Genomic DNA, 22,979 nt, shown 5'->3' with positions numbered 1-22,979 from the left:
TAAGTTCTTAGGAGGATAGCCAATAGTGGCTATCCTTCTTTCATTTATTGACCATTTTTATTATTTTCGTTCTTCGCTTTCCCTTGATTTTCCCCGTTTTTACCATTATTTTTGTTTTCGTTCTTAACTTGTTTTTTCTCAACTTGATTCTGATGTTTTTCCGCTTTTTTCTGGTGTTTCTCTTCTTTTTTCAGTTGGCCCTTTACTGCTTGCTTTTCTTTCGCTTTTTCTGCTGGAATTTCTTGTTTTATATTTTTATTTGGTTGATTCACAACAGCGGCATTAGGACTTATGGGCGAAGCAATTGAAGCATCACTCTCAACTTCAGTGTCTCCCTTTGGAGCTTCAATCGAATTTAGAGGATGCTCTTCTGCTTCCATTTCTAGCGTTTCCTCTTCAACACCTAGCTCTTTTTCAAGTTTTTTAGCTATTTTTTCGTATGTTTTATCAATATTCTTCTGTAACGACGCCATTGCTTTCGGGTTACTCACCTTTTCGAGAGCAGCAGTTAAGGCAATGATGTTTTGCCTTTGGACGGGTTCTAGTTTGTTATTAACTTCACTTGCTGATGAGTCATCGATAACTGTAACGTCCTTATTTCCTACAGCTTCACTCTCATCATGATTCTTTTCAAAATCTTCGGTACTATCCATAAACTCAATTGCTTTTTCGATTACCTTTAATGCATCTTCCTCTTTCCCGATTACAAATAAGGCCTCTGCTTCAGCGAGTCGCTCGGATGCATATTTTGCAAGAAGCTCAGCTTCTTTTACATCATCAAATGTGATAGCCAATTTAATTTTTTCAATAGCAATTTTTACGAAATAGAAAAAATCCCCCGGAATTAAGCTTGGTTCAATTGCCTCTTCCTCATTAACTTCATCGCTTTCTTCCTGAATATTTTCAAATTCGATCGTTTGCAAATCAACTTGCTCAAAATTCTCTTCTGCTTGAACAATAGGGGAGGTAACTATGCTAACTAAAAATAACGCTAAAATAATGATTGTTAACGGATTTGATTTTTTTATCTTTTTCATCGTTCACCTCTACTATTTTTTAAGCGGCCGCCTTTTCATTAAAGTTTTCGTATAAGACCATTAGATTCTGGGGGTAAAAAATAATAAAGACGGCACGCTATTAAGTAACGGGTTCAGTTTTCGAATATAAAAACTAAATTAGCACACCAATTAATAGTCCTATTCGCAACTGAATTAGACAGGGGGGGATGTTTGGGAGGCGGATAAATGAAGCAGGCATTCTCTCTTATCCTTAATTGAGTAACCAGTGATCGTTTAAATAAGCGGAGGTTTTCCGGTTAAACTCCAGAATAGAGCTCGGTTCGGGGAATATAAGCGGAGATTTTCCGGTTAAGCAAAGCAAAATGGTCCATTTTCATGTTTTTCGATTAAATAGGCGGAATCTCTCCGTCTATTTCAGCTATTTTTCTTGCTATTTCCGCGATAAGAGGAATTTCTCCGTTTATTTTTCAAACCATGCTGAATCTCTTTGCTAAGTTCGTGGGGATTCGCTCTTTAATGGTTGGGTGGAGCAGATATCAAAATCTTAGTTTGTCTTGTAGATGGATAGATTAGTAGCTTATTTCCTGGCGATTCTTGGAGATTTGGAAATCACTTAACCTGGTGCTTATCTTGGTATAAAAAATGCTTGGAGCATATGTCTATGTCTCCAAGCATTTTTCTTTGCTGATTTACTTGCTTGCCAAATTACTTTTTAATTTTAGTGCGAATTACTATACTAAAAGGAATGTTCATTGGTATGTTGTACTTCAAATCCGAACCCGTTAGCTATTAAGCGGCCGCCTTTTTCTCTAATTTTGTAATCGATATTTTCGTTAAACCCGCTAAAATAGTAAGAAGAGGCGAGATGAGACAGAAGAACGCAAAAACTGCATATTCAAATGTTGGTACACCAAGAACCCCAGCTAGAAATACACCACATACACTCCAAGGAACGAGTGGATTAATAACAGTACCTGCATCCTCAAGAGCTCTTGAAAGATTTTTCGGATGTAAACCAGCTTGACGATAATGAGGTTCAAACATCGTCCCCGTTAAAATAATGGATAAATATTGTTCACCTAATAGAAAATTAATCCCAATTGAAGAAGCAACCGTAGAACTTATCAAGACCGATACTTTCTTCACACTCTTTTCAATTCCTGATAAAAGCGCCTGTAAAATCCCGAGCCTAAATAAAAGACCTCCCATCGCTAAAGCGAGCAACACAAGGGAGATTGAAAATAGCATGCTTTCTATCCCACCACGTGATAATAATGACGCTACTTCAGCTATTTGCGTCTCTGTTGTATACCCAGAATACAAACTAGTCAATAGCCCTGCCCATGCTGCTTTTTCTGTAATAAATAAACTAATGACCATCGCCGTAACAGTACCAGCACCTAGCGTAATAAAGGCTGGAATCTTTTTTATCGCAAAGATTGCTAGGACAAAAAAAGGAATGAGGGAGTACCAATGGACTAAGTTCAACTTTACTAATTCCTGTTTAACAACAGCAGCATTATCAAAGTTTGCTCCTGTTTCACCGGGAGAAAGAATCATAAACAACAATAAAGATAGAATAAAAGCAGGAACAGTTGTCCAAGCCATATTTTTAATATGTTCAAATAAATCCACATTCACAGTCGAAGAAGCAAGTGTCGTCGTGTCAGATAAGGGGGACATTTTATCGCCAAAGAAAGCACCGGACACAACGGCGCCAGCAGTAATGGCAAGGGATAAATCAAACGCTACAGAAACCCCCATAAATGCCGATCCAATGGTAGCAGCAGTCGTTAATGAACTTCCAATTCCTAATCCAATGATTGCAGTGACAACAAACACAATCGCGTAAAACCATTTTCCGCTAATTAATTCAAACGCGAGAAAAATAAACGTTGGAATTGTGCCACTTGCCATCCAACTGCTGATTAACATCCCAATTAAAAAGAAAATAATAACTGCACCTAGTCCAGATTTTGCGCCATCCATCAAGGCTGCTTCTAGATCAGCCACTTTTACCTTCTTAATTAATCCATATAGTATAAGCAAAAAAATGGCAATCATCACAGGTACATGAGGTACCAATTGAAGTTTTATAATACTGAAGCTAATTGCCGTTAGTAAAATAATTGTAATCGTTAGCGCCTCAACGGGCCTTATATTAAGTATGGCTTTTTGATTAAGCATTTGTTTACCCCCTGAGTCGCTTTACTTTTTCACTTAAACGCTTTTATGCATAAAAGCATCTGCAATCATTACTATATTGGCATATTATTTTTTTGTCAACAATAAGGCGTAAAAAAAAACGAGCAAAACCGCCCGGTGCTTTTGTTTATGCCATTTCACTAATAGTGAAGAAGAAACACGTCTCTTAATCCTTCATCAAACGTAAAGATTACATGACGATGCTTAACTTGAAGAACATTCTCAGTTAGTACTTCGCTTTCACCAACAGAACTGTGCAGAAACAACCTTTACATCGATATGGAACATTTCGAACATCATGTTCGTCTCCATATAACGAAAATGCCACAGCATGAATGACTCTGATAGACCCATAATTATATACTTTCTTTTTTAGTAAAAAAGCCGATATCTTTGGTGTGATATCGGCTTGAATGAGGGAATCAGTTCATATCCATTGGATTATACAATTGAATTTCTGGATTTTTATCTTGAAACCATCTTAATGCAAAATCGTTTTCAAACAAAAAGACTTTCTTTTCATAGCGGTCATGGGCTAGTAGGCTCCGTGAATTAGAAAGGTTTTCATCAATTTCTTCATTCTCAATCCAACGGACAACCTTCGATCCTATGTTTTCCATTAAAACCTCAACATTGTATTCATTACGCATTCTGTGTTCAAATACTTCAAATTGGAGTTGCCCGACTGCACCAAGTAAATAATCTTCTGTCTTCACCGTTTTGAACAGCTGAATTGCTCCTTCTTGTACAAGCTGTTGAATCCCTTTATGAAAATGCTTTTGTTTCATTACATTTTTCGCATTCACTCGGACGAACAGTTCTGGAGTAAATTGCGGTAACCGTTCATACTGAAAACTTTCCTTTCCAGATAGTAAAGTATCACCAATTTGGTAAGTACCCGAATCATACAAACCGATAATATCACCTGCCACAGCTTCATCTACCGTACTACGATCATCTGCCATAAACTGTGTAGACTGTGCCAGCTTGATTGGTTTTCCTGTTCGCGATAAAGTAACATTCATTCCCCGATCGAATTTCCCTGAACAAATCCGCAAGAAAGCGATACGGTCACGATGGGCCGGATTCATATTTGCTTGAATTTTAAAAATAAAACCAGAAAACTCATCTGACGTAGGGTCTATTTTCCCGACTGTTGAGTTTCTTGCCTGAGGCATTGGGGCAAATTCGAGATATGATTCTAGGAAAGTCTGTACACCAAAGTTTGTGAGCGCACTTCCAAAGAAAACGGGTGTTAGCTCTCCCTCATTCACGCGCTCAGCCGAGAATGAGTTCCCCGCCTCATTCAGCAGCATAATCTCATCAATGGTTTGTTCATATAATGGAGATTCTTTTAATTGGTGGTCTCCAGGTATTTCTCCCTCTTCGTTTAAGGTAATAAACTTTTCCGTTTCGTCTACTCGAAACTGCTCAATCCGGTTATGATGACGGTCATATATTCCTAAAAACTGTTTTCCCATCCCAATTGGCCAATTCATTGGATAAGATTCGATTCCAAGTACTTCTTCTAATTCTGCAAGTAGCTCAAGCGGCATTTGCCCTTCACGGTCAAGTTTATTAATAAACGTAAAAATAGGAATCCCTCTCATCCGGCAGACTTTGAATAGCTTCAATGTCTGTGCCTCAATCCCTTTCGCTGAATCAATAATCATCACCGCACTATCGACTGCCGTAAGCGTTCGATACGTGTCTTCACTAAAATCCTGGTGACCAGGGGTATCTAAAATATTTACACGGAAACCATCATAATCAAACTGCATCACACTAGAAGTGACAGAGATTCCACGTTGCTTCTCAATTTCCATCCAATCACTTGTAGCGAATTTCCCTGTTTTCTTTCCTTTAACCGTTCCAGCATCTCTAATCGCTCCGCCAAAGAGCAATAATTTTTCCGTTAACGTTGTCTTCCCGGCGTCTGGGTGGGAAATAATCGCAAACGTTCTTCGAGATAATACAGATTCTTTCAAGTTTTTCATAATGAAATATCCTTTCTATAAAAACCTCAGTTGGTTCGTTACATGAGTAAATTCACTCAAATATTATTGGTATCGTTAAACAAATTCTCCATAATCACAATCATATATTTTATTGCAAAAGTTTGCAATCTGGATTTATTGTGCAAGAATTAAAAGAATTTCCCAAAAGAATCTCGTTTCTGACAAATTACAAAAGCCCAGCAAGTATCGACTGCTGGGCATCATTTAAATAATTAAAGAAATGGTTGACAACAGATAGATCCTACAATGATTAAAAGGATAAAGAGAACTAAAATTAAGACAAAACCTGTGCCATACCTTCTATCTCCACAAAACCCACGATAGCCATACCCATACGGCATACTTCTAGCCCCCTTTATTTTGCAAAGATGCATTCACTAGTTTAATAAAACCCACCGTACCCCCAGGAAGCTCCGATAATAATTAAAAGAATAAACAAAACAATAATCAACGCGAAACCTGCACCAAAACCATGCACATCTGACATTCTTGTTCGACCTCCTTTTTGATTGTCAATATATCCTATTCAAGTTAGGCAGTTTGGGCAGTTATTTATTAAAAAACACCCGGATTTTTTATCAATAACAAAAGGCTAGAGAAAAGCTGACCAATCAACCTCACCTTCTCGCATACCGATACAGATGTCTTACATTTAGGCGGCTATGTTGTTTTAGTAAATAAGCGGATCTCGTCGCTCCTGGTCTCCGTAATGTATTTAAAGTGTCGATCATCCCTTGCGCTGTCCTTATTCCAAATCCATGCCCATAATATTTTCCATTCCCAAGTACAACTGCATTTTCCCCTCTCCAAATCGTTTCCCGATAATCAGGATTATTAAAATATACGACGTCACCGATAATAAACCGGTCTCCTCTCCGGGTGATGATGATTAAATCTGAGTCAGCATTCCAATTCCAAACAAGCAATCCATTAAACAAATAATTAAACGCCGACTCTCTAATTGAATCGAGAACAGCCTTATAGAAAAGAATGATAATTGCTGTTGAACACTCAAACCCATACATACTCCCATTTCGAAAAATATCACGAATGGCGTCTGAAGGTAACACATCCGGCCGAAGTAAAAATCCACTGCTGCTCTTCACCCAATAATTCGGGTTGAAATTAGCATACCGGAATGATGTAAATGTGACTCCACTCTCGTTTAAAGCATACGATGATTTAACGATATTTTCCCTAAGCCTAAGTTCAAAGAGGAGCTCTAAATCTGACACATAGTCAAATATTTCATGGCTCGCTTCCAATTCAAGATAAATGTTTTTTTGCAGTCCTTGCAGACTTTCAATTGGAAAACTTATACTTCCAGTAACGATTCTAATCATATGTCCTCCTTATTCGTAAAGTTCCTAAGAATCCTCCGGAACCATTATTCAGGATTAAGAACAGCAAAATCGCCCATCTTCATATAAGTATGAGTAGTGGAGACCTTTAAGAAGAAAAAAACTCAACCCGATTAGGATTGAGTTTAAAACTGGTTAATGATCAACTCTTGATTTCTTGCTACAATGCTCGATGAATTGTTGAACATTCGTGAAGTTTTCATATAAAAGCAATAAAAGGTCACCAGGCTTTGACAGTTCCCATGCTTTTGTAAAGGCGTCAAGCTCTGCTTGGATAACATGAATCTGACTAGGTGCTAGACGCCGCCGAACCGTCTTCTTAATGATTCCGGGCACCTCCATAGGTCTTCTCCCTCTTAATTCAGCATCCTCCTTAATGACCATAATGTCCGTGTGTTTTGCAGAAATTTCACTTAGTTGAATAATATCGCTGTCAAGACGATCTCCTGGAGCAGATAGAACTGTAATTACCCGTTCTTTTTTCATCCCCTTTACCGCTTCAAAAACGGCATTGAGTCCAGCGCAGTTATGAGCGTAGTCGATAATGATTTTTCTTGATTCTAAATCGACTTTATTAAACCTTCCTTTCGAAAAGTAAAAATCGGGTGTAAATGAAACAGCCTTTTCTTTTAAAACTTCTAAGTTAATCCCCTGCGAATAAGCAGCAGCAAGAGCTTGCAATAAGTTTGAAACATTATGCTTTGCTGTACCTTCAAAGCTTACTGGTATATCTTCGACAGGCAGAAAAGGAGTGCGTTTTCCATGTTCAAAGTAGATAATCCAATCCTTTTGATCGACCATCCACACCTTCCCACCATTCCTTAAATGAGATTGCACAGTTGTATTTTTTGGATTAAGAGAAGTAAAGATCACTTCTCCCTTCGTATAGGCTGCCATTTGTGCTACTTCTGAATCATCAGCATTTAAAACACAATACCCGCCCTCTACAACTACCTCAGGGATTAATCTTTTTAACTTCACAAGTTGGTCAAAGGTTTCAATCCCATCTAACCCTAAATGATCTTCCGCAACGTTCGTAACGATGCCTACATCACAATATCGAAAGGCAAGTCCTTCACGAAGAACTCCCCCTCTAGCTGTTTCAAGGACCGCTGCATCAACTTGGGGATTACTTAGGACTTTACGTGCACTAATTGGACCACTGCAATCTCCTTCATCAATACAACGATTGCCGATATAGACCCCGTCTGAATTTGTCATTCCAATGGTTCGGTTATCTACCTCAAGAAAATGCTTAATCATCCTTGTCGTCGTCGTTTTTCCATTCGTTCCTGTTATCGAGATAATCGGAATTGATGATTCGCAACGATCTTTAAAAAGATACTCAACAATTGCGTTTCCAACGTCCCTGCTTTTCCCTTTACTAGGGTAGTGATGCATTCTAATTCCAGGTGCTGCATTTACCTCAATGATCGTAGAATGGTAAGGGTCAAATGGTTTTGTTATATCGTGACTAATCATATCAATTCCCGCTATGTCCAGACCAACCGCTTTTGCTGCGGCAACAGCTATTTCTCTTACCGACGGATGAACTTCATCAGTCACATCGATTGCCTGTCCACCAGTTGATAAGTTTGCATTGCCAACCACTTCAACTACCTGACCTTTATGTGGAATTGAATCTAATGTCAAATTAAACTTTTCTAAAAAGCAGGTAACGGTGAAATTTGTCGGAATCTTTGTCATCGGCTTTTCATGCCCGTCCCCTCGAAGGGGATTTTCATTCTCAATCTCTATCAATCTCCGGATGGAATCGTAACCATTGCCAATGACAAATGGAGGTAGTCTTAAACTAGCCGCAACGAGTTCTCCACCAACAACTAATAAACGATAATCATGGCCCTCATAATACTTCTCGATAATGTATTCATTCACATGTTGCTCCATGCAATTTACTACGTTAAAAAGTTCTGTTTTATCTTTAATATTTGTAATAACTCCTTGGCCTTGTCTACCATGAAGTGGTTTGATCACCAGCGGAAAGCCAATTTTTTCAGCAGCATCAAAAATTTCCTTTATTGATTTTACTGCCACCCCTCTCGGAACTGGCAATCCACAGCTTTTCAATATGTCTTTTGTTACTTGCTTATCACATGAGTTTTCCACTGCAATGACTGATGTCTGACTAGAAATCGTCGCTTGAACATATTTTTGTTTCGTCCCCGTCCCAAGTCGAAGAAGACTATGTTCTCCCACTCGTTCTACTGGGATTTTTTTCTTAATTGCTGCGTTAAAAATGGCTTCAGTACTAGGTCCAAGTTTATTTTCAAAATAAAGCGATGATACTTTCTTTACATAATCACTTATTGGGATTTGAACATCGCCACTAAAAATTTTTGAAACGATTTGCATAGAAGCCTCAAATGCGTAAAATCCAGATTTGGGTTCTTTATATTCATAAGTAACGAAATAAATTCCCTTTTGGTCACTAGTAATTGTTTTACCATGCTTTACATCAATTCCTGCCATGATTTGAAGTTCAATGGCCATATGCTCAAGAACATGTCCAATCCACGTCCCTTCCTTTAAACGTTCGACAAATCCGCCTTCATATCCCGTGGAACATGTATGTTTCTTTAGTCCTGGTAGCAAGTCAATCAGTGTTTCAGGAAAACCAGAAATTTTATTCGTAGGTTGAAATTCATATGCTTCAATATCTAATTCGATCCACAAAGTTGGCTTATAATTAAAGTAATTGGGACCTTTCAAATATCGTACACGATTGATTTTCATTACTATGCCTCTTTCCTTTTCATGATTTTCCTTGATGATAAATTAAAACAAAACCCATTCGTCAAAGCATGCAATTTAAAATCAGTAATCGTTAACTCTTCCCCACCATTATCTGTGCGGGTAAACTCAACGAGGCTTCCATCCTTGCCATCAACTACAAATACTTGATGTTCTCCAATGACTTCAAATTGATCACCCTTTACGATGATGGCGGTATTCTCATCAATTCCAATTCCTACTAATTCCCTATTCTCCGCAATCGCGCTAATAAGCCTCCCAAATCGTGCGCGTTGGGAGAAGTGTTGGTCAATTAATAGTTTCTTTTCGAAACCAAACCCTTTTCCCATTTCAATCCGCAATCGTTCCTCTTCATTATTCTTCATCTCAGAATAAATAATCATTTCTTCCCCCATAATCGAGGCACCGGCACTTGTACCACCGATTACTAAGCCTGATTTCCATAATTCTATGAGGAGAGTATGTAATTTTGTCTCTCGAATGATGTCTGCAAGCCTATTTTGATCTCCGCCAGTAATAAAAAGTGCTCCTAATTCAGTCACTGTCTCCAGGACCTTTGGGTCATCTGCTTCATCCCGATCATTCACATTTATTACTTCAACGTCGGTCACACCAAGCTTTTTAAATACTTTTATATAATCTTTACTTACTTCATCTGGAATTTCCGAGGCAGAAGGAAGGATACCCATTGGTCCCTTTCTTTTTCTCGAAAGATCTACAAATGTATTAAGAATATCTCCGGTTTTGCATTTTTCCTCATTCCCGCCAATAATCAGCAATTCACCTGATTTCATATTCTTTGTTTCACCTTTCTTAACATAATATTATGCGTATTCCTCCAACTTTCCATTTTTTGTCCCTATTACAGGTTACCCAAACACTGCTTGTTTCCATTCGTATAAAAAATCCTGACAAAAAATAGGCATAAAGACAATGCAGAGAAATATTATTCCCACTTGCTTTCATGTTTATTCGGCATTGTTCAAAAATTTGTCATAATCCCCAAAGGAATTTCATTGATTTTCCATTAGACATGGCGTATTCTAAAAACATATCAATTGTGAAACAATTCACATATAGAGTTGCTGGTCCGATTTATTTTTTTAAGTATAAATGTGAATATATTCACAATGAAAGAATCGGAAATCTCAGGGAAAGAAGGGGTAACAATGGAAAAAAAGAAAATTATCATTTTAGGTGGCGGCTATGGTGGAGTGGTTACTAGTAGAAAACTTGAGAAGCTATTACATGAAAACGAAGCAGAGGTAACACTTATTAATAAACATGAATATCACTATATCGCTACTCAACTTCATAAAACAGGTTCTGGGACTGCTACTGATGATAAAGTCACACTTCATATACCAGAACTACTAAAGACAAATAAAATTAATTTTAAAAAAGGGACAGTGTCTACAGTTGATTTTGAAGAGCAATTAGTAAAGCTTGAAAATGGAGAAACATTCAATTATGACTATTTATTGCTTTCTCTAGGCTTCGATGTCAATACATTCGGAATTCCCGGTATAGAAGAGAACGCCTTTAAAATTAGAAGCTTTAGAAGTACGAAAGCAATTTACCATCATATCTTGCATCAGTTTGAAGCTTTCAAAACCGACCAAGATCGCTCGCGGCTAACCTTTGCCGTAGCCGGTGCTGGTTTTACCGGAATTGAAATGATTGGAGAACTCGTGGAAGCTATTCCGCAGTTATGTAAAACATATGAAATTCCTGTGGAGAAAACGAGAATTATTAATATCGAGGCATCAAATTCAGTACTCCCAGGATTCGAACAAAAAGCTGTTGAATTTACAACAGACTATGTAAGAAAACATGGTGTCGAGCTAATGACGGCTACAAAAATTGCTGAATGTACAGCTAGCAGTATTACACTTGATGATGGTACAACCATTCCGACTAGAACGTTAATTTGGTCTGGCGGAGTAAGAGGCAACCGGCTACTAGAAAACTTACCTCTTCCTATAGAAAGAAGCCGGGTGAAGGTTGACAAGTACCTTCGTGTTGAAGGAATGGAAAATGTATTTTGTATTGGCGATTCTGCTCTATTCATGAAAAACGAACATGAATCACTTCCTCCTACAGCTCAAGTTGCCATCCAACAAGCGGAACGATGCGGCCCGAATCTTGTTGCAGCTATTCGGGGGGAAAGTCTAAAAGAATTTCAATACGACCATAAGGGAACGGTCGCTTCCATTGGTGCGACAGCTGCAGTAGGAAAAGTCTATGGTTTAAAAATTTCTGGTCTATTTGCGGCTTTAATGAAACAAGTTATTGAAGCAAGATATTTGTTTGTTCTTGGAGGACCAAGTTTAGTTGTTAAACAGTTTGCCAAAATCCAAAAGCCTTATCTTCAAGTATCCATTAACAAACAAAAATAGATGATCGTTCAAAAAAGAAGGCAGTCATATTTACTGCCTTCTTTTTAATTATTCATTGAAGCAGCATTTACGATTTCACTAGGTGGGCGTTTCCCTCTGTTTAAGTCTCTAATCGAAAGCCCAAAATTCATTTGTAAATGGGGGTAGTCTTTAAAATGCTTCCAATCCCCTCCCCATTCAAACCCCAAACTTTTGGCAATCTCGACAACTTCCATCCAATCCGATTGGCCATTCCCATTGCCGTCGTATGTCATATCCCAAATTACTTCTCCATTGCTCTTTTTAATCGCAAAGTCAATCGCTAATCCGAAATTATGATACGATTCTCCTCCCTTGGCCTGTGTGACAATGCTCCCTTCCTTCGTCCTTCCTGTTTCATAAAGACGATTCTGCTCATCAAAACTGCGAAAATCATCCGTTATGATTATCTCGATTCCTCGTTTCCTTCCATTATGAACCAATTGTTCCGCTTTTTGTGCAACGATTGGATGCAAACCTTCTGGCAACTCACTATTTTCATAATGGGCTGTTTTCTCTAAAAACTGAATATAGATAATAAAAGCAATGAATAAAAGCACAAATGTGATCACACCGCTGTGAGACCTTTTCTTTTTCACGAATAGGACACTCTCCACGAGAAAATTTTTATTGCAAAATAACCATCAGTGGGAAATGAATCCCTCTTCCTAATGATGTTTCGCTTTATTATAAACGATAAAAACGAAAAATAGTTTCATAGAATCATAAGTTTGTATATACTTTCTAAGATGCCCCCCCTCTTTGTGGGGAGCGATTTTAAACACCAATTGACTTGCTTACAAATTGATTGAATAATAATCATTGGGGATATTTAAAGGAGTGTTACAATGGCGATAAAAACGAAAAAAAAACTTAGCCCGAATTATGACCCTTGGGAAGCATATATGGATATCGATGAACACGGAAAAAACGTTTTATCAAATATCGAATTTACAACAACAACTTTATGTAATATGCGTTGCGAACATTGTGCCGTAGGATATACACTAAGCCCGAAAGACCCGGCAGGACTCCCACTTGAACTACTTCTAAAAAGGTTAGAGGAAATTCCTGATCTTCGTTCAATTAGTATTACTGGTGGGGAACCGATGCTATCAACTAAATCTGTTGAAAATTATGTCTATCCAATCTTAAAGTATGCTCATGAAAGGGGAATCTATACTCAATTAAATTCGAACTTAACGATGGATTTAAACCGTTACGAAAGAATCCTTCCCTATCTTGACGTTTTACATATTTCTCACAACTGGGGGACAGAAAAGGACTTTATTGAAGCTGGTTTCGCAATGATGGAACGCAAACCTTCTCTTAAACAACGCGAAGCATTGTTTAAGAAAATGATTGATAACAGTAAAGCACTTTCTAAAACGAATGTACTGGTCTCAGCGGAAACGATGCTTAATAAACGGACCTTGCCTTATCTTAAAAAAATCCATCAACAGATTACTGAAGAAATGGCTTGCAAACGGCATGAAATTCATCCAATGTATCCAGTTGACTATGCTTCATCACTAATCACATTGACACTTGATGAATTAAGAACAGCTATCCATCAAATATTAGATTTTCGCAACTCTTCTATTTGGATGCTGTTCGGGACGCTACCCTTTTATGCATGCAACCAATCACATGAGGATCTTCAGTTATTGCAACGATTATCCTCCGAAGAAAATATTACGATTAGGAATGATCCAGATGGCCGTTCAAGATTGAATGTAAATATTTTTAGCGGAGATATCATTGTAACGGATTTCGGTGATATTCCTATCCTTGGAAATATTAAGAATGATAGCCTAGATGATGTCTATCACGATTGGCTGAAATCAAAATTTGCCGTTTCTCTTAACTGCCATTGCCCTTCAGTAAAATGCCTTGGACCTAATATTCTCGTAAAAGATAATTATTATCCTAATATAAATTTTCAAGATGGCCGTGCAAAAATTACATTTAATTGACAAAAAGCGGAGATGTTCTCATTCGAACGCCTCCGCATTTTTTTATAAGTTTTTATGCAACATCGATAATATCTTTCTTAGCTCCACTACATCCACTTGTCCAGGAGCAGAAGCCTTCCTGGCTGCTCCAAAGGTCAAAGCTGAACCAAATACCTCACCTGAAAGACGGCTAACCATCCCTTTCCCAGCCATGGACATCGTTATAATTGGAGTTTCAGCAAATTGCTCTGACATGACAACGGTAGCTTCAAGTAAGGTCAATACGTCATGAGCGTCCTTTGGCATGACAGCTATTTTCGGAAGGTCGCCACCCAATTCTTGTGCCCTTCGTAATCGCGATACAATTTCCTCTTTAGCCGGTGTCTTTTCGAAATCATGATTCGATAGAATAACATAGACCTGGTTGGAATGGGCGGCTTCAATGAGTGTCTTTAAATCGCTCTCCTGACTAAAAAGCTCGACATCAACAATATCTATCAATCCAGTTTCGACGATTGTCTTATTTAAATCTCGGTAATAATTAGGACTAACCTCTTTTTCTCCGCCTTCTTTTGCACTGCGGAAAGTGAAAATAAGTGGAGTATCAGGTAAAATCTTACGAATCTCCGTGAGCGCATCCTGAACCTTTTCGAGTATTTCTACCTCTTCGAAAAAGTCAACGCGCCATTCAATGACATCTAAATCAACTGATTTCAAGGCAAAAGCTTCTTCTTTTAATTGCATTAATGTGGTCCCTACCATCGGCACACATATTTTAGGTGCCCCTTCACCAATTGTAACCCCTCTTACTTTTATGATTCGTTTCATTTATTTCCCCCCTTCATACGCATCTCAAATGTTAATCTCAAACACTGAGAAGTGAGTCAGCATTTACGAGAGCTCGAATTTTCAGTTCTTCCAGAAGATTATTAGTAGAGTCATCAAAAGCTCCGATCTTTCTAACATAGTTAAAATAGTTCGACCTTCACGGACTCCACATTAATTATTAATCATAAAGTTCCCATGCAAGCTTTAAAGACTCAACAATATAGTCAGCAATTTCTTCAATATCTTGATTATCCGTTGTTACCTTTGAGTGATGATCGGAATAGATTTCTTGCCTGCTATAAAATAGTTCTTCAATGTCTTTAAGCGATCTGCCTTGCAGCACTGGGCGGCTGTCGATAATCAGGCTTATCCGTTCTTTCCACGAATCCCAAGATAAGTCTAGGTAGAAAACAATACAGGTCGAAAGACAAATCTTTTTAATTTCTTCCTGAAGGAAAGCTCCACCGCCAACTGAAATAATCTGTAACTTCTGATTACAATAATCAGTTATTAATTGCTTTTCCTTCTCCCTGAATGTTTTTTCACCATACTCAGCAAAGATTTGCGTTACTGGCATGTTAAACTCCTTTTCAATCTCCTCATCGATATCAACAAAATCTCGATAAAGTTTTTTGGCAACAAACTTACCAATCGATGTTTTGCCAACGCCCATGAAGCCAATAAATACAATACTTTTCTCTTTTAATGGCACATCCCGAATTGCCATAGTTCCGACCCCCAACTTTTTCATAATTACTTAGCACAACGACCATCTATCATGTCAACTTGTATAATATAGATGGTATAGTTTCTACATCCGGATTACAATGAATATTATAAATTTATTGTACAACAATTACACAAAAAAAGGCCGTGACTAACAGCAATTGTTATCACAGCCCTTTTTCCTTTCATTATTGAATTCCAGCTTCTATTTCCTTGACCATTTCAGCTACAGAAATGAGCCCCCCACCTGCTAGGTACCAATAATCTGCATTTAAATAGACTACATTATCATTCTTAACTGCTTTAATATTTTCAATAAGTTTGTTGTTTTCTACGATTGATTGAGCAGAAGACTGTCCGCCTTCAACAACGGCTCCACGGTCTACAATAAATAAATAGTCCGGATCTTTCTCTCTTAAATATTCGAATGAAACATTTTGACCATGTGTTGATACTTCAATGTTCTCATCTGCTGGTTTTACACCAAATTCATCATGGAGCAATCCAAACCTTGACCCCGGACCATATGCACTAATATTTCCTTCATTCGCTAAAATAATCAAACCAGTTTCGTCATTGGCCGATGCTTTTTCGTTTAATTCCTTAATTGCTTCTTCAACTTTAACAAGTTCGACCTCTACTTCTGCTTCCTTTTCAAAAATCTCTCCAAGTAGTCTTGTATTTTGTTTATATGATTCCAGGTAATTGTTCGTATCAAGCTGGATAAATAGAGTCGGAGCAATTTCACTTAGTTCATCATACGCTTCTAGCTGTCTTGTTGAGATAATGATTAAGTCTGGTGATAAACTGTGAATTTTTTCAAAATCAGGTTCTTTTAAGCCGCCAACATGTTCATATTTTTCATCATTGTATTTTGAAAGATATGCAGGCAATGTCTGTTTAGGTACACCTGTCACTTCAATACCAAGCAAATCTAAAGAATCAAGTACACCGTAATCAAATACAATGACCGTTTCAGGGTTTTTTTCTACTGTTGTTTCACCGAGTTCATGCGTAATCGTCAAAGTCTCTTTTTGCTCGCCATTGTCGTCTGATTCCCTAGCATTGTTTCCGTTTGAATCTGTACCACAACCAGCAGCAAATAAAGCCATTATTAAAATTAGGATAAATGATTGCCATTTTTTCTTCATCGTTTCCACCTCATAAGTTTTTTTCTAACTACCTAAATGATAATGATTTTCAATGTCATTTGTCAATGGAGATTTTGTGAAAATTAATGATATTTTTTAGTTTTCAATTGTTCATTAAAATTTTTTATTCAAATAGATATATTTAATTACAAATACCTGCCGTTAATATATCTTTTTTTTGGTTTATATATATAATTCATCCAAGTTCTTTTGCGTACACTTTGTACATATCGTATCTTATATTTATGAATATATAATGGACAAGGAAATACTAGAAAGGAAATGAATCGAAATAAAAGGTATAAATATGAGATAATTAGTCATGATGGAAAGCTTCATTGTCAGTTATAATAAGAGGTAAAATCTTGGAATGACAGAAAGGGGTACTATGGATATTACGACGATTCTTCTCGGATTTATTCTAGTTTTAAATATCATTTTTGCAATTATCGTCGTTTTTGTCGAACGACGTGATGCTAGCTCCGCTTGGGCTTGGCTTCTTGTTTTATCATTTATCCCCGTACTTGGTTTCGTTTTATATTTATTTTTAGGGCAAAACCTTACTAGGGCTCGTCTGTTCACATGGGAAGACAAGAAAAAAATCGGAATTGAAAATGAAATTAGCTTGCAGCTTGAAGAGATGCGCTCAGGTATGTTTGAATATCGCAAAAAACCAGAATTCACCGCTCAAGAACTTATTTATTTACATTTATTAGGTAATGATGCACCACTTACTCGCGATAACGATGTTGAGGTCATTACAGATGGAAACGATAAGTTTAACCGTCTCCTCCTAGATATACAGGCAGCAACACACCATATACATCTGCAATATTACATCATAAAAAAAGATAAACTCGGAAAAAAAATTAGAGACGCACTAATTCAAAAAGCAAAAGATGGCGTAAAGGTGAGAGTCCTTTATGATGAATTAGGCTCAAGAGTCTTATCAAGACGTTTTTTTGCTGAATTACGAAAGGCTGGCGGGGAAGTGGAAATCTTCTTTCCTTCTAAATTTCGTTTAATTAATTTTCGACTTAACTATAGAAACCATCGGAAAATTGTGATTATTGACGGACAAATTGGATATATAGGTGGATTTAATATTGGAGATGAGTACCTAGGCGAGGACCCTCGATTTGGGTATTGGCGTGACACCCATCTAAGGATTCAAGGGACTTCCGTTCATGCCATCCAAACCCGTTTTATACTCGATTGGAACCAAGCGTCATACAGCAATGATATCGATTATAATCCAATTCTTTTCCCCAAACCAGTGTATAGTGGAACAGTTGGTCTACAAATCGTTACCAGCGGTCCAGATTCCGAATGGTCCCAAATAAAAAATGGATATATAAAAATGATTTCCCTTGCCAAAAAATCCATACTTATACAGACACCTTACTTTATTCCTGATGCCAGTCTACTTGATACCATTCGAATCGCCTGTCTATCAGGTGTCGAAGTCAATATTATGATACCTAACAAGCCCGACCATATGTTTGTTTATTGGGCCACATTATCGAATGTTGGTGAATTATTAAAAGCCGGAGCAAAGGTATATATTTATGATAATGGTTTCCTACATGCCAAAACAATCGTAATTGATGACGAAATATCTTCTGTTGGGACAGCCAATATTGACATAAGAAGTTTGAACTTGAATTTTGAAATCAATGCCTTTATATACGATAAAGAAATTTCTAAACAGTTGAGACAGGCTTTTGCACAAGACGTTTCCCAATCCAAATTACTAACTTTAGAAGAATATCAAAATCGATCGAGATGGATTCAATTAAAAGAATCTGTTTCTAGACTACTTTCGCCCATTCTTTAAAGATCAAAAAACAAGAGACTAAGCTCAGCGCTTAGCCTCTTGTTTTATATCTCTGGTTTTATTGTAGCCTGTCTCCTCAATTTCAAAAAGTGAACCATATTCAAAACAATTGTTTTGACAACCGCATAGGTTGGAACAGCAAGAATCATTCCGATAATCCCTGCAATATTTCCGGCAACTAATAATAAAATGATAATTGTGGCTGGGTGAGTATCAAGTGTTTTCCCTAGGATAAGCGGCGAAATAAGATTGCTCTCTAATTGCTGAGCAATCACCATTACAACTACAGCTAATAATGCTTTTGTTGGCGAGTCAAACAGTGCGACAATTACTGCAGGAGTTCCACCGATAAATGGTCCCACATATGGGATAATATTTGTCACTGCACAAATGAGAGCCAGAATTAATGCATACCTTACATCAATGATTAAAAAGCCGATAAATGATAATGTTCCTACAAATAATGCGACAGTGAACTGGCCATGAATATACGCAGATAGAGTCTTTGCTGTTCCTTCAAGTGTTTCAATTGCTTGGTTTCGGTAAGATGCTGGGATAAATTTCGCAATTGCGGACTTTAGTTTATGACCATCTTTAAACATGAAAAATAGCAAAAAGGGAACGGTTACAATGGTAATTGTAATATTCGCTAATAAACCTACCACACTAGCAATTCCGTTTGTGAGTCGATCTGGCAATGTGTTAGCAAATTCAGTTATACGCTGAATAATTTCTTCCTGGGTAATATATTCCTGCGTCATAAACCAACGGTATTGTTCTGTATTTACAACATTGTTGAAGAAAATTTGCGTATCTCTTGCATATTCAGGAATATCATTGATTAACTGCAATACTTGCCTTGAAATAGCAGGAACAAGATTTCCTATTCCTAGAACAAGCAAGCCGATAACCCCTATGTATAACAACAATATCGCAAGGACTCTAGGTACTTTCCATTTCACAATTAAATTCACAATTGGATTTAATAAGAAATAGAGAAAGCCTGAAATAATGATTGGAAAAAACATCGTTGAAGCAAAAATTCCCAATGGTTCAAATAAAAAGGATATTTTCGAAGAAACATAAATAATCGTAAGGATAATTAAGATTTGCAACGTCCAATACTGAAAATTCTTCTTTGCCACATTCTCACCTTTTCTTTTTCGATAAGAATAATTATAACAATTTTCTAGAAACAATGCTTTAAAAAAAGAAAAGTGCTGATCACAGCCTAAGCTTAAATTTTCTGAATATCAATTTGTAATTAAAAATGTAGTGTAATTTCGCTGTGGTACACTGGCTATTGTCCTCCACATTTTAATATAACAATTGCACTACAATAACTGAATGTTGATTTCACTGCGTCCTGAAAAATAAACGGAAAAATTCCGGCTAAACTGGGAAATACCGATATTTCCTTAAAAATAAGCGGAGTTTTTCCGTTTATTGGATCAAAATCTTTGGATTTTGTCTTATTTAGAGCAGTTAAGCGGAAATTCTCCGCTTATATCGGCTCTTAAGCTTCTCCTAACTACAATAGCAGGAAATTCTCCGCTTATTCATTCTCAAACCTACACAAACATCGATACGGCGAAGGCGAAATTGGGTTTGTAAACAACTTAATGACTAAAATTCCCAATCGGAGAATTAGCAATGAAAATCAAAATAGCAAGCTATAAATCCTTGCTATTTCTAATGTTTTTTATCTCTCTAGCCTTACAAATTGCCCTACATTTTATCGTGTAAATAGGATTACATTTTCCTGTGCAAAATGACGTTTTTCGATAGGAAACGGAACCCGTTAGAATATCTATAGGTTTTTTCAATAACCCTTATGGGTACTTAATTAATAAAAAGAGAATGTCACCCTCGCGAATTATCTGCTTTTCACGAGTAAATTGACAGCCTCCTTAATAAGTTCGTCAGTTTTTTCACCTTTTTTTTCTGCTTCTAATACACAATCGACTAAGTTTGAACTGACAACCACACCAATTGTACGGTCCATCGCTGACCGAACAGCCGACATTTGGGTAATCACTTCTTTACAGTCTTTATTTTCCTCCATCATTTTCAAAATACCTCGAAGCTGACCTTCCATCCGCTTTACGCGATTTTTAATCTGATCATTGTATTCCATAGCTAATTCCTTTCTTACGAAGTTTTTTATTCATAATACACTAATCAAGAAGAAAAGATATAAAAATCATTTTGATTTCATGTTATACCCTATATGGTATAAAGTCAAATGTTTAGTTTTTATCTTTAGTATTGTAACAAAAAAATCGAGTTGTCTAAACTATTATACCTAATAATTAAAGGGAAAATAACCCAATCCTGATGAAAGAATTCAAAACACTTTTATGAAAATGAAGTGATTTATGATTATCGTCGTATCAAGTTGAAATTAAAAAATTCAAGAATATGTCAATTATTACAACAATATGTATATAAAGCGAAAAATGGCAGGTATGAAACCGGTTCAATACCGCATCCATACCAGCCAATTAGCTGAAATTTATATGTATAAATAAAAAATAAGAGCCTTTATTAAACAGTTATAGGCTCAGAAAGTTTTAATAAGGTTTGATTGTCAATTTTTCCATTATCTAATTTTGGTAATGACGCCAGCAGAACGATTTTATCCGGTATTTTGTATTTCGCGATTTTCCCTTCCGCATACTTCTTTAATGACTCTTCCGTTTCCATACTATTTTTTTTCAATGATATAAATGCATAAGTTTGTTCACCTAACTCTGAATCAGGCACTCCTAGAATACACACTTCTAACACGGATGGATGACTGTAATAGATCTCTTCAACCTGTGCGGGATAGATATTATTTCCTCCGCGAATAATCATATTTTTCTTCCTACCGACAATTTTTATATGCCCTGAGGAATCAACTGTAATAATATCCCCTGTATAAAACCAGCCGTTGTCATCGATTACTCGTTTCGTCTCATTCGGGAGTTTATAGTATCCTTTCATCAATCCCTCACCCTTGACTAACAATTCTCCAGTGACATTCGGACCAACAAATTCTCCATTTTCCCCTAAGACACTAATCTCTACTCCTTCTAGGGCATCTCCTGAAGTATGATAGCGTTTAACCGAATCAGCATCGATACTCGACATGCAAACCATCATCGCTTCGGTTGAGCCGTAAGAGTTTAAGATTTTGCAATTATATTTCGTGTCGAACTCTTCAATAATGGATACAGGGCAATGGGCACCTGCGACAATCCCGGCCCTTAATGTGCTAATATTTCTCGAATTCTGTTTCAGTTCCTCGAGTTCCCGAAAATACATGGTTGGAACACCTAGATGAACCGTTGCCCCCTCTGATTCAATTAAAGACAATGCCTTTGAAGGAGAGTGCTTTTCCATTAGGAGTAACTTCCCGCCAAAGGTAAATGGCATGATGACCCCTGCCAGCATCCCGAATGCGTGGCAACATGGCAAAGGGTCCAGAACGATATCCTGGCTCGTGCAACCTAGTCGAGTCCCCATCAACTCAGCTGATTTAAACAAGTTTTGCATCGTTAACTGCACACCTTTTGCCACTCCGGTTGAGCCTGAAGTAAAAAGAATCGCGACGATATCTTCCACGGGATTTAGATTCGTTTGACAAAATCGAGCTGTTTCCTCTCGTTCTAATAAATCCAGAAAGGAGTCATAGCCTCTTCCCTAAAACGAGTCGTAAAGATTAAACAGGGATTACAGTTTTCTCGCATCCAAATCAATTGGGATGGCTTTGATACAAAAACGGCCTTAGGGTTGATCATGTCCAAGCGACCCTTTAATTCTTTGCCTTTTAGAGAACAGTTACAGGGTACAATCAACGCCCCAATTTTAACTAAAGCATGGAAAAGAACGATATACTCATACCAATTGGGGATAAACACCATTACTTTATCCCCTTTTTTAATATCATTTGACGATAAAGAAGATGCAAGTCTTTGAATCTCTCCCTGCAATTCTCCATAGCTGATTCTGCGCTGGCCATCATAAATGGCCTCATTATGAGGTGTCCGTTCTCCCCAGTAATCGATTAGATTCTGAAATGACTGTTCTTTATACACCTACATCGCCTCATTTTTTATTTACTTATCCCCAGCGAAATTCGATTCCCATTGTCCCCTCGGGGAATTCCCATTTTTCGAGAATAGTTGAACCACATAATACCCAGCACGTTCCACATTCAACGCATCCGGCATAATCGAAATGAAAATCCCCTTTTTCGTCTACTTTATACAACCCGGCCGGACAGGCTAATACAAGTTTGTGAAACTCCTTCCGATCAATATTGCCTTTTTTTAAAACGATATGGGCATTTTCTTCATCCACATAAAATTTATCAATGCCTAGTTTTTCATCGACGTTCACTGTACTCATAGTGAGCGCACCCCTTTCAAAGCGTCTTTCGCGATGTTCAATGACGTTCGCTGGCAATTCTATGACTTCTTTTGCGCCTACTGCTACTTCTTCTGGCTTTAACTCGCCACGAAATCCTAATTTTTGCGCAAGCAAAGAGTTGACGCCATCCGCTAAAATCGTTACATCTGCTTCCGCCTTTTCTGCCAACCATTGATGATTACGGAATTGTAGGCGACATGAAGAAAGTAGTCCCTGCTTTAACAGAACATTTTAATAAGGTACTCGTTTAATCGCACGGTTTGCCTGATTAACA

The 22,979-nt window shown here is 37.4% G+C and carries 21 protein-coding genes and 1 pseudogene; 4 read left to right on the top strand and 18 right to left on the bottom strand.

Annotated elements, in window-relative coordinates; translation table 11 throughout:
• Positions 1-44: 44 nt before the first annotated feature.
• The 9 genes and pseudogenes from GNT69_RS18820 to GNT69_RS18785 all read right to left on the bottom strand — a co-directional run bounded on the left by GNT69_RS18820 (position 45) and on the right by GNT69_RS18785 (position 10,169).
• Positions 45-1,037 carry a DUF5667 domain-containing protein gene (locus GNT69_RS18820; protein ID WP_203556523.1) on the bottom strand — a complete coding sequence of 331 codons (993 nt, stop codon included), beginning with the start codon at positions 1,035-1,037 and terminating at the stop codon, positions 45-47.
• A gap of 771 nt (positions 1,038-1,808) precedes the next feature.
• Complete coding sequence (gene nhaC, locus GNT69_RS18815; protein ID WP_203556522.1) at positions 1,809-3,206, bottom strand: Na+/H+ antiporter NhaC; 1,398 nt, start codon at positions 3,204-3,206, stop codon at positions 1,809-1,811.
• 164 nt (positions 3,207-3,370) lie between these two features.
• Positions 3,371-3,525, bottom strand: a pseudogene (locus GNT69_RS26275) (IS91 family transposase); the annotation flags it as partial.
• 121 nt (positions 3,526-3,646) lie between these two features.
• Entirely contained in the window at positions 3,647-5,221 is a 1,575-nt protein-coding gene (locus GNT69_RS18810) for a peptide chain release factor 3 (RefSeq protein ID WP_203556521.1), read from the bottom strand.
• 233 nt (positions 5,222-5,454) lie between these two features.
• A complete protein-coding gene (locus tag GNT69_RS18805; RefSeq protein ID WP_203556520.1) occupies positions 5,455-5,583 on the bottom strand; it encodes a YjcZ family sporulation protein in 129 nt (42 codons plus the stop codon).
• A gap of 41 nt (positions 5,584-5,624) precedes the next feature.
• A complete protein-coding gene (locus tag GNT69_RS18800) occupies positions 5,625-5,729 on the bottom strand; it encodes a YjcZ family sporulation protein (RefSeq protein WP_203556519.1) in 105 nt (34 codons plus the stop codon).
• Positions 5,730-5,859: 130 nt separating this feature from the next.
• Positions 5,860-6,585 carry a protein-glutamine gamma-glutamyltransferase gene (locus tag GNT69_RS18795; RefSeq protein WP_203556518.1) on the bottom strand — a complete coding sequence of 242 codons (726 nt, stop codon included), beginning with the start codon at positions 6,583-6,585 and terminating at the stop codon, positions 5,860-5,862.
• A 153-nt stretch (positions 6,586-6,738) separates the two neighbouring features.
• Positions 6,739-9,357: a cyanophycin synthetase gene (gene cphA / locus GNT69_RS18790; RefSeq protein ID WP_203556517.1), complete on the bottom strand. Its 2,619-nt coding sequence runs from the start codon at positions 9,355-9,357 to the stop codon at positions 6,739-6,741.
• A 2-nt stretch (positions 9,358-9,359) separates the two neighbouring features.
• Positions 9,360-10,169, bottom strand: coding sequence for a cyanophycinase (locus GNT69_RS18785; RefSeq protein ID WP_203556516.1), 810 nt, complete (start codon positions 10,167-10,169; stop codon positions 9,360-9,362).
• A 375-nt stretch (positions 10,170-10,544) separates the two neighbouring features.
• Between GNT69_RS18785 and GNT69_RS18780 the strand changes: the two genes are divergently transcribed.
• Positions 10,545-11,774 carry an NAD(P)/FAD-dependent oxidoreductase gene (locus GNT69_RS18780; RefSeq protein ID WP_203556515.1) on the top strand — a complete coding sequence of 410 codons (1,230 nt, stop codon included), beginning with the start codon at positions 10,545-10,547 and terminating at the stop codon, positions 11,772-11,774.
• A gap of 44 nt (positions 11,775-11,818) precedes the next feature.
• Here GNT69_RS18780 and GNT69_RS18775 read toward each other — a convergent pair whose 3' ends face one another.
• A complete protein-coding gene (locus GNT69_RS18775) occupies positions 11,819-12,391 on the bottom strand; it encodes a M15 family metallopeptidase (RefSeq protein ID WP_203556514.1) in 573 nt (190 codons plus the stop codon).
• A 249-nt stretch (positions 12,392-12,640) separates the two neighbouring features.
• On the opposite strand from GNT69_RS18775, the gene yfkAB reads away from it, so the two are divergent.
• Entirely contained in the window at positions 12,641-13,768 is a 1,128-nt protein-coding gene (gene yfkAB, locus GNT69_RS18770; RefSeq protein ID WP_203556513.1) for a radical SAM/CxCxxxxC motif protein YfkAB, read from the top strand.
• Between the two features lie 42 nt (positions 13,769-13,810).
• On the opposite strand, the gene aroD is transcribed toward yfkAB, so the two are convergent.
• The 3 genes from aroD to GNT69_RS18755 all read right to left on the bottom strand — a co-directional run bounded on the left by aroD (position 13,811) and on the right by GNT69_RS18755 (position 16,452).
• Positions 13,811-14,575: a type I 3-dehydroquinate dehydratase gene (gene aroD / locus GNT69_RS18765; RefSeq protein ID WP_203556512.1), complete on the bottom strand. Its 765-nt coding sequence runs from the start codon at positions 14,573-14,575 to the stop codon at positions 13,811-13,813.
• A 178-nt stretch (positions 14,576-14,753) separates the two neighbouring features.
• The gene (locus GNT69_RS18760) at positions 14,754-15,302 is read right to left on the bottom strand and encodes a shikimate kinase (protein ID WP_203556511.1); all 549 of its coding nucleotides are present in this window, start codon (positions 15,300-15,302) and stop codon (positions 14,754-14,756) included.
• A gap of 187 nt (positions 15,303-15,489) precedes the next feature.
• Complete coding sequence (locus GNT69_RS18755; RefSeq protein ID WP_203556510.1) at positions 15,490-16,452, bottom strand: siderophore ABC transporter substrate-binding protein; 963 nt, start codon at positions 16,450-16,452, stop codon at positions 15,490-15,492.
• 388 nt (positions 16,453-16,840) lie between these two features.
• Between GNT69_RS18755 and cls the strand changes: the two genes are divergently transcribed.
• The gene (cls, locus tag GNT69_RS18750) at positions 16,841-18,289 is read left to right on the top strand and encodes a cardiolipin synthase (RefSeq protein WP_203556605.1); all 1,449 of its coding nucleotides are present in this window, start codon (positions 16,841-16,843) and stop codon (positions 18,287-18,289) included.
• A gap of 44 nt (positions 18,290-18,333) precedes the next feature.
• On the opposite strand, the gene GNT69_RS18745 is transcribed toward cls, so the two are convergent.
• On the bottom strand, positions 18,334-19,434 hold the full coding sequence (locus GNT69_RS18745; protein ID WP_203556509.1) for an AI-2E family transporter: 1,101 nt from the start codon (positions 19,432-19,434) through the stop codon (positions 18,334-18,336).
• Between the two features lie 731 nt (positions 19,435-20,165).
• On the bottom strand, positions 20,166-20,426 hold the full coding sequence (locus tag GNT69_RS18740; RefSeq protein ID WP_203556508.1) for a metal-sensitive transcriptional regulator: 261 nt from the start codon (positions 20,424-20,426) through the stop codon (positions 20,166-20,168).
• A 274-nt stretch (positions 20,427-20,700) separates the two neighbouring features.
• Between GNT69_RS18740 and GNT69_RS26270 the strand changes: the two genes are divergently transcribed.
• Positions 20,701-20,820, top strand: a complete 120-nt coding sequence (locus GNT69_RS26270) for an IS3 family transposase (RefSeq protein WP_481747692.1) — start codon at positions 20,701-20,703, stop codon at positions 20,818-20,820.
• Positions 20,821-20,836: 16 nt separating this feature from the next.
• Here GNT69_RS26270 and GNT69_RS25920 read toward each other — a convergent pair whose 3' ends face one another.
• The 3 genes from GNT69_RS25920 to GNT69_RS26075 are packed head-to-tail and all read right to left on the bottom strand — an operon-like array spanning position 20,837 to position 22,873.
• Positions 20,837-21,955 carry a class I adenylate-forming enzyme family protein gene (locus GNT69_RS25920; protein WP_275411258.1) on the bottom strand — a complete coding sequence of 373 codons (1,119 nt, stop codon included), beginning with the start codon at positions 21,953-21,955 and terminating at the stop codon, positions 20,837-20,839.
• Complete coding sequence (locus GNT69_RS25915; protein ID WP_203556505.1) at positions 21,943-22,371, bottom strand: AMP-binding protein; 429 nt, start codon at positions 22,369-22,371, stop codon at positions 21,943-21,945. Before GNT69_RS25915 ends, GNT69_RS25920 begins: the two co-directional genes overlap by 13 nt.
• 25 nt (positions 22,372-22,396) lie before the next feature.
• Positions 22,397-22,873, bottom strand: a complete 477-nt coding sequence (locus GNT69_RS26075) for a ferredoxin family protein (protein ID WP_343206522.1) — start codon at positions 22,871-22,873, stop codon at positions 22,397-22,399.
• Between the last annotated feature and the right edge of the window lie 106 nt (positions 22,874-22,979).

The sequence above is a fragment of the Bacillus sp. B15-48 genome (assembly GCF_016879755.1).
Taxonomy (GTDB): Bacteria; Bacillota; Bacilli; order Bacillales; family Cytobacillaceae; genus Mesobacillus_B.
Note: the sequence above shows the minus strand (reverse complement) of the source record. Positions and strands in the feature narration are given on the sequence as shown.

What these genes read in the sequence shown, in the direction of transcription:
- GNT69_RS18820 (WP_203556523.1), bottom strand. Translation starts at nt 1,037, where the DNA reads ATGAAAAAGATAAAAAAATCAAATCCGTTAACAATCATTATTTTAGCG.
- nhaC (WP_203556522.1), bottom strand. Translation starts at nt 3,206, where the DNA reads ATGCTTAATCAAAAAGCCATACTTAATATAAGGCCCGTTGAGGCGCTA.
- GNT69_RS18810 (WP_203556521.1), bottom strand. Translation starts at nt 5,221, where the DNA reads ATGAAAAACTTGAAAGAATCTGTATTATCTCGAAGAACGTTTGCGATT.
- GNT69_RS18805 (WP_203556520.1), bottom strand. Translation starts at nt 5,583, where the DNA reads ATGCCGTATGGGTATGGCTATCGTGGGTTTTGTGGAGATAGAAGGTAT.
- GNT69_RS18800 (WP_203556519.1), bottom strand. Translation starts at nt 5,729, where the DNA reads ATGTCAGATGTGCATGGTTTTGGTGCAGGTTTCGCGTTGATTATTGTT.
- GNT69_RS18795 (WP_203556518.1), bottom strand. Translation starts at nt 6,585, where the DNA reads ATGATTAGAATCGTTACTGGAAGTATAAGTTTTCCAATTGAAAGTCTG.
- cphA (WP_203556517.1), bottom strand. Translation starts at nt 9,357, where the DNA reads ATGAAAATCAATCGTGTACGATATTTGAAAGGTCCCAATTACTTTAAT.
- GNT69_RS18785 (WP_203556516.1), bottom strand. Translation starts at nt 10,169, where the DNA reads ATGAAATCAGGTGAATTGCTGATTATTGGCGGGAATGAGGAAAAATGC.
- GNT69_RS18780 (WP_203556515.1), top strand. Translation starts at nt 10,545, where the DNA reads ATGGAAAAAAAGAAAATTATCATTTTAGGTGGCGGCTATGGTGGAGTG.
- yfkAB (WP_203556513.1), top strand. Translation starts at nt 12,641, where the DNA reads ATGGCGATAAAAACGAAAAAAAAACTTAGCCCGAATTATGACCCTTGG.
- aroD (WP_203556512.1), bottom strand. Translation starts at nt 14,575, where the DNA reads ATGAAACGAATCATAAAAGTAAGAGGGGTTACAATTGGTGAAGGGGCA.
- GNT69_RS18760 (WP_203556511.1), bottom strand. Translation starts at nt 15,302, where the DNA reads ATGGCAATTCGGGATGTGCCATTAAAAGAGAAAAGTATTGTATTTATT.
- GNT69_RS18755 (WP_203556510.1), bottom strand. Translation starts at nt 16,452, where the DNA reads ATGAAGAAAAAATGGCAATCATTTATCCTAATTTTAATAATGGCTTTA.
- cls (WP_203556605.1), top strand. Translation starts at nt 16,841, where the DNA reads ATGGATATTACGACGATTCTTCTCGGATTTATTCTAGTTTTAAATATC.
- GNT69_RS18740 (WP_203556508.1), bottom strand. Translation starts at nt 20,426, where the DNA reads ATGGAATACAATGATCAGATTAAAAATCGCGTAAAGCGGATGGAAGGT.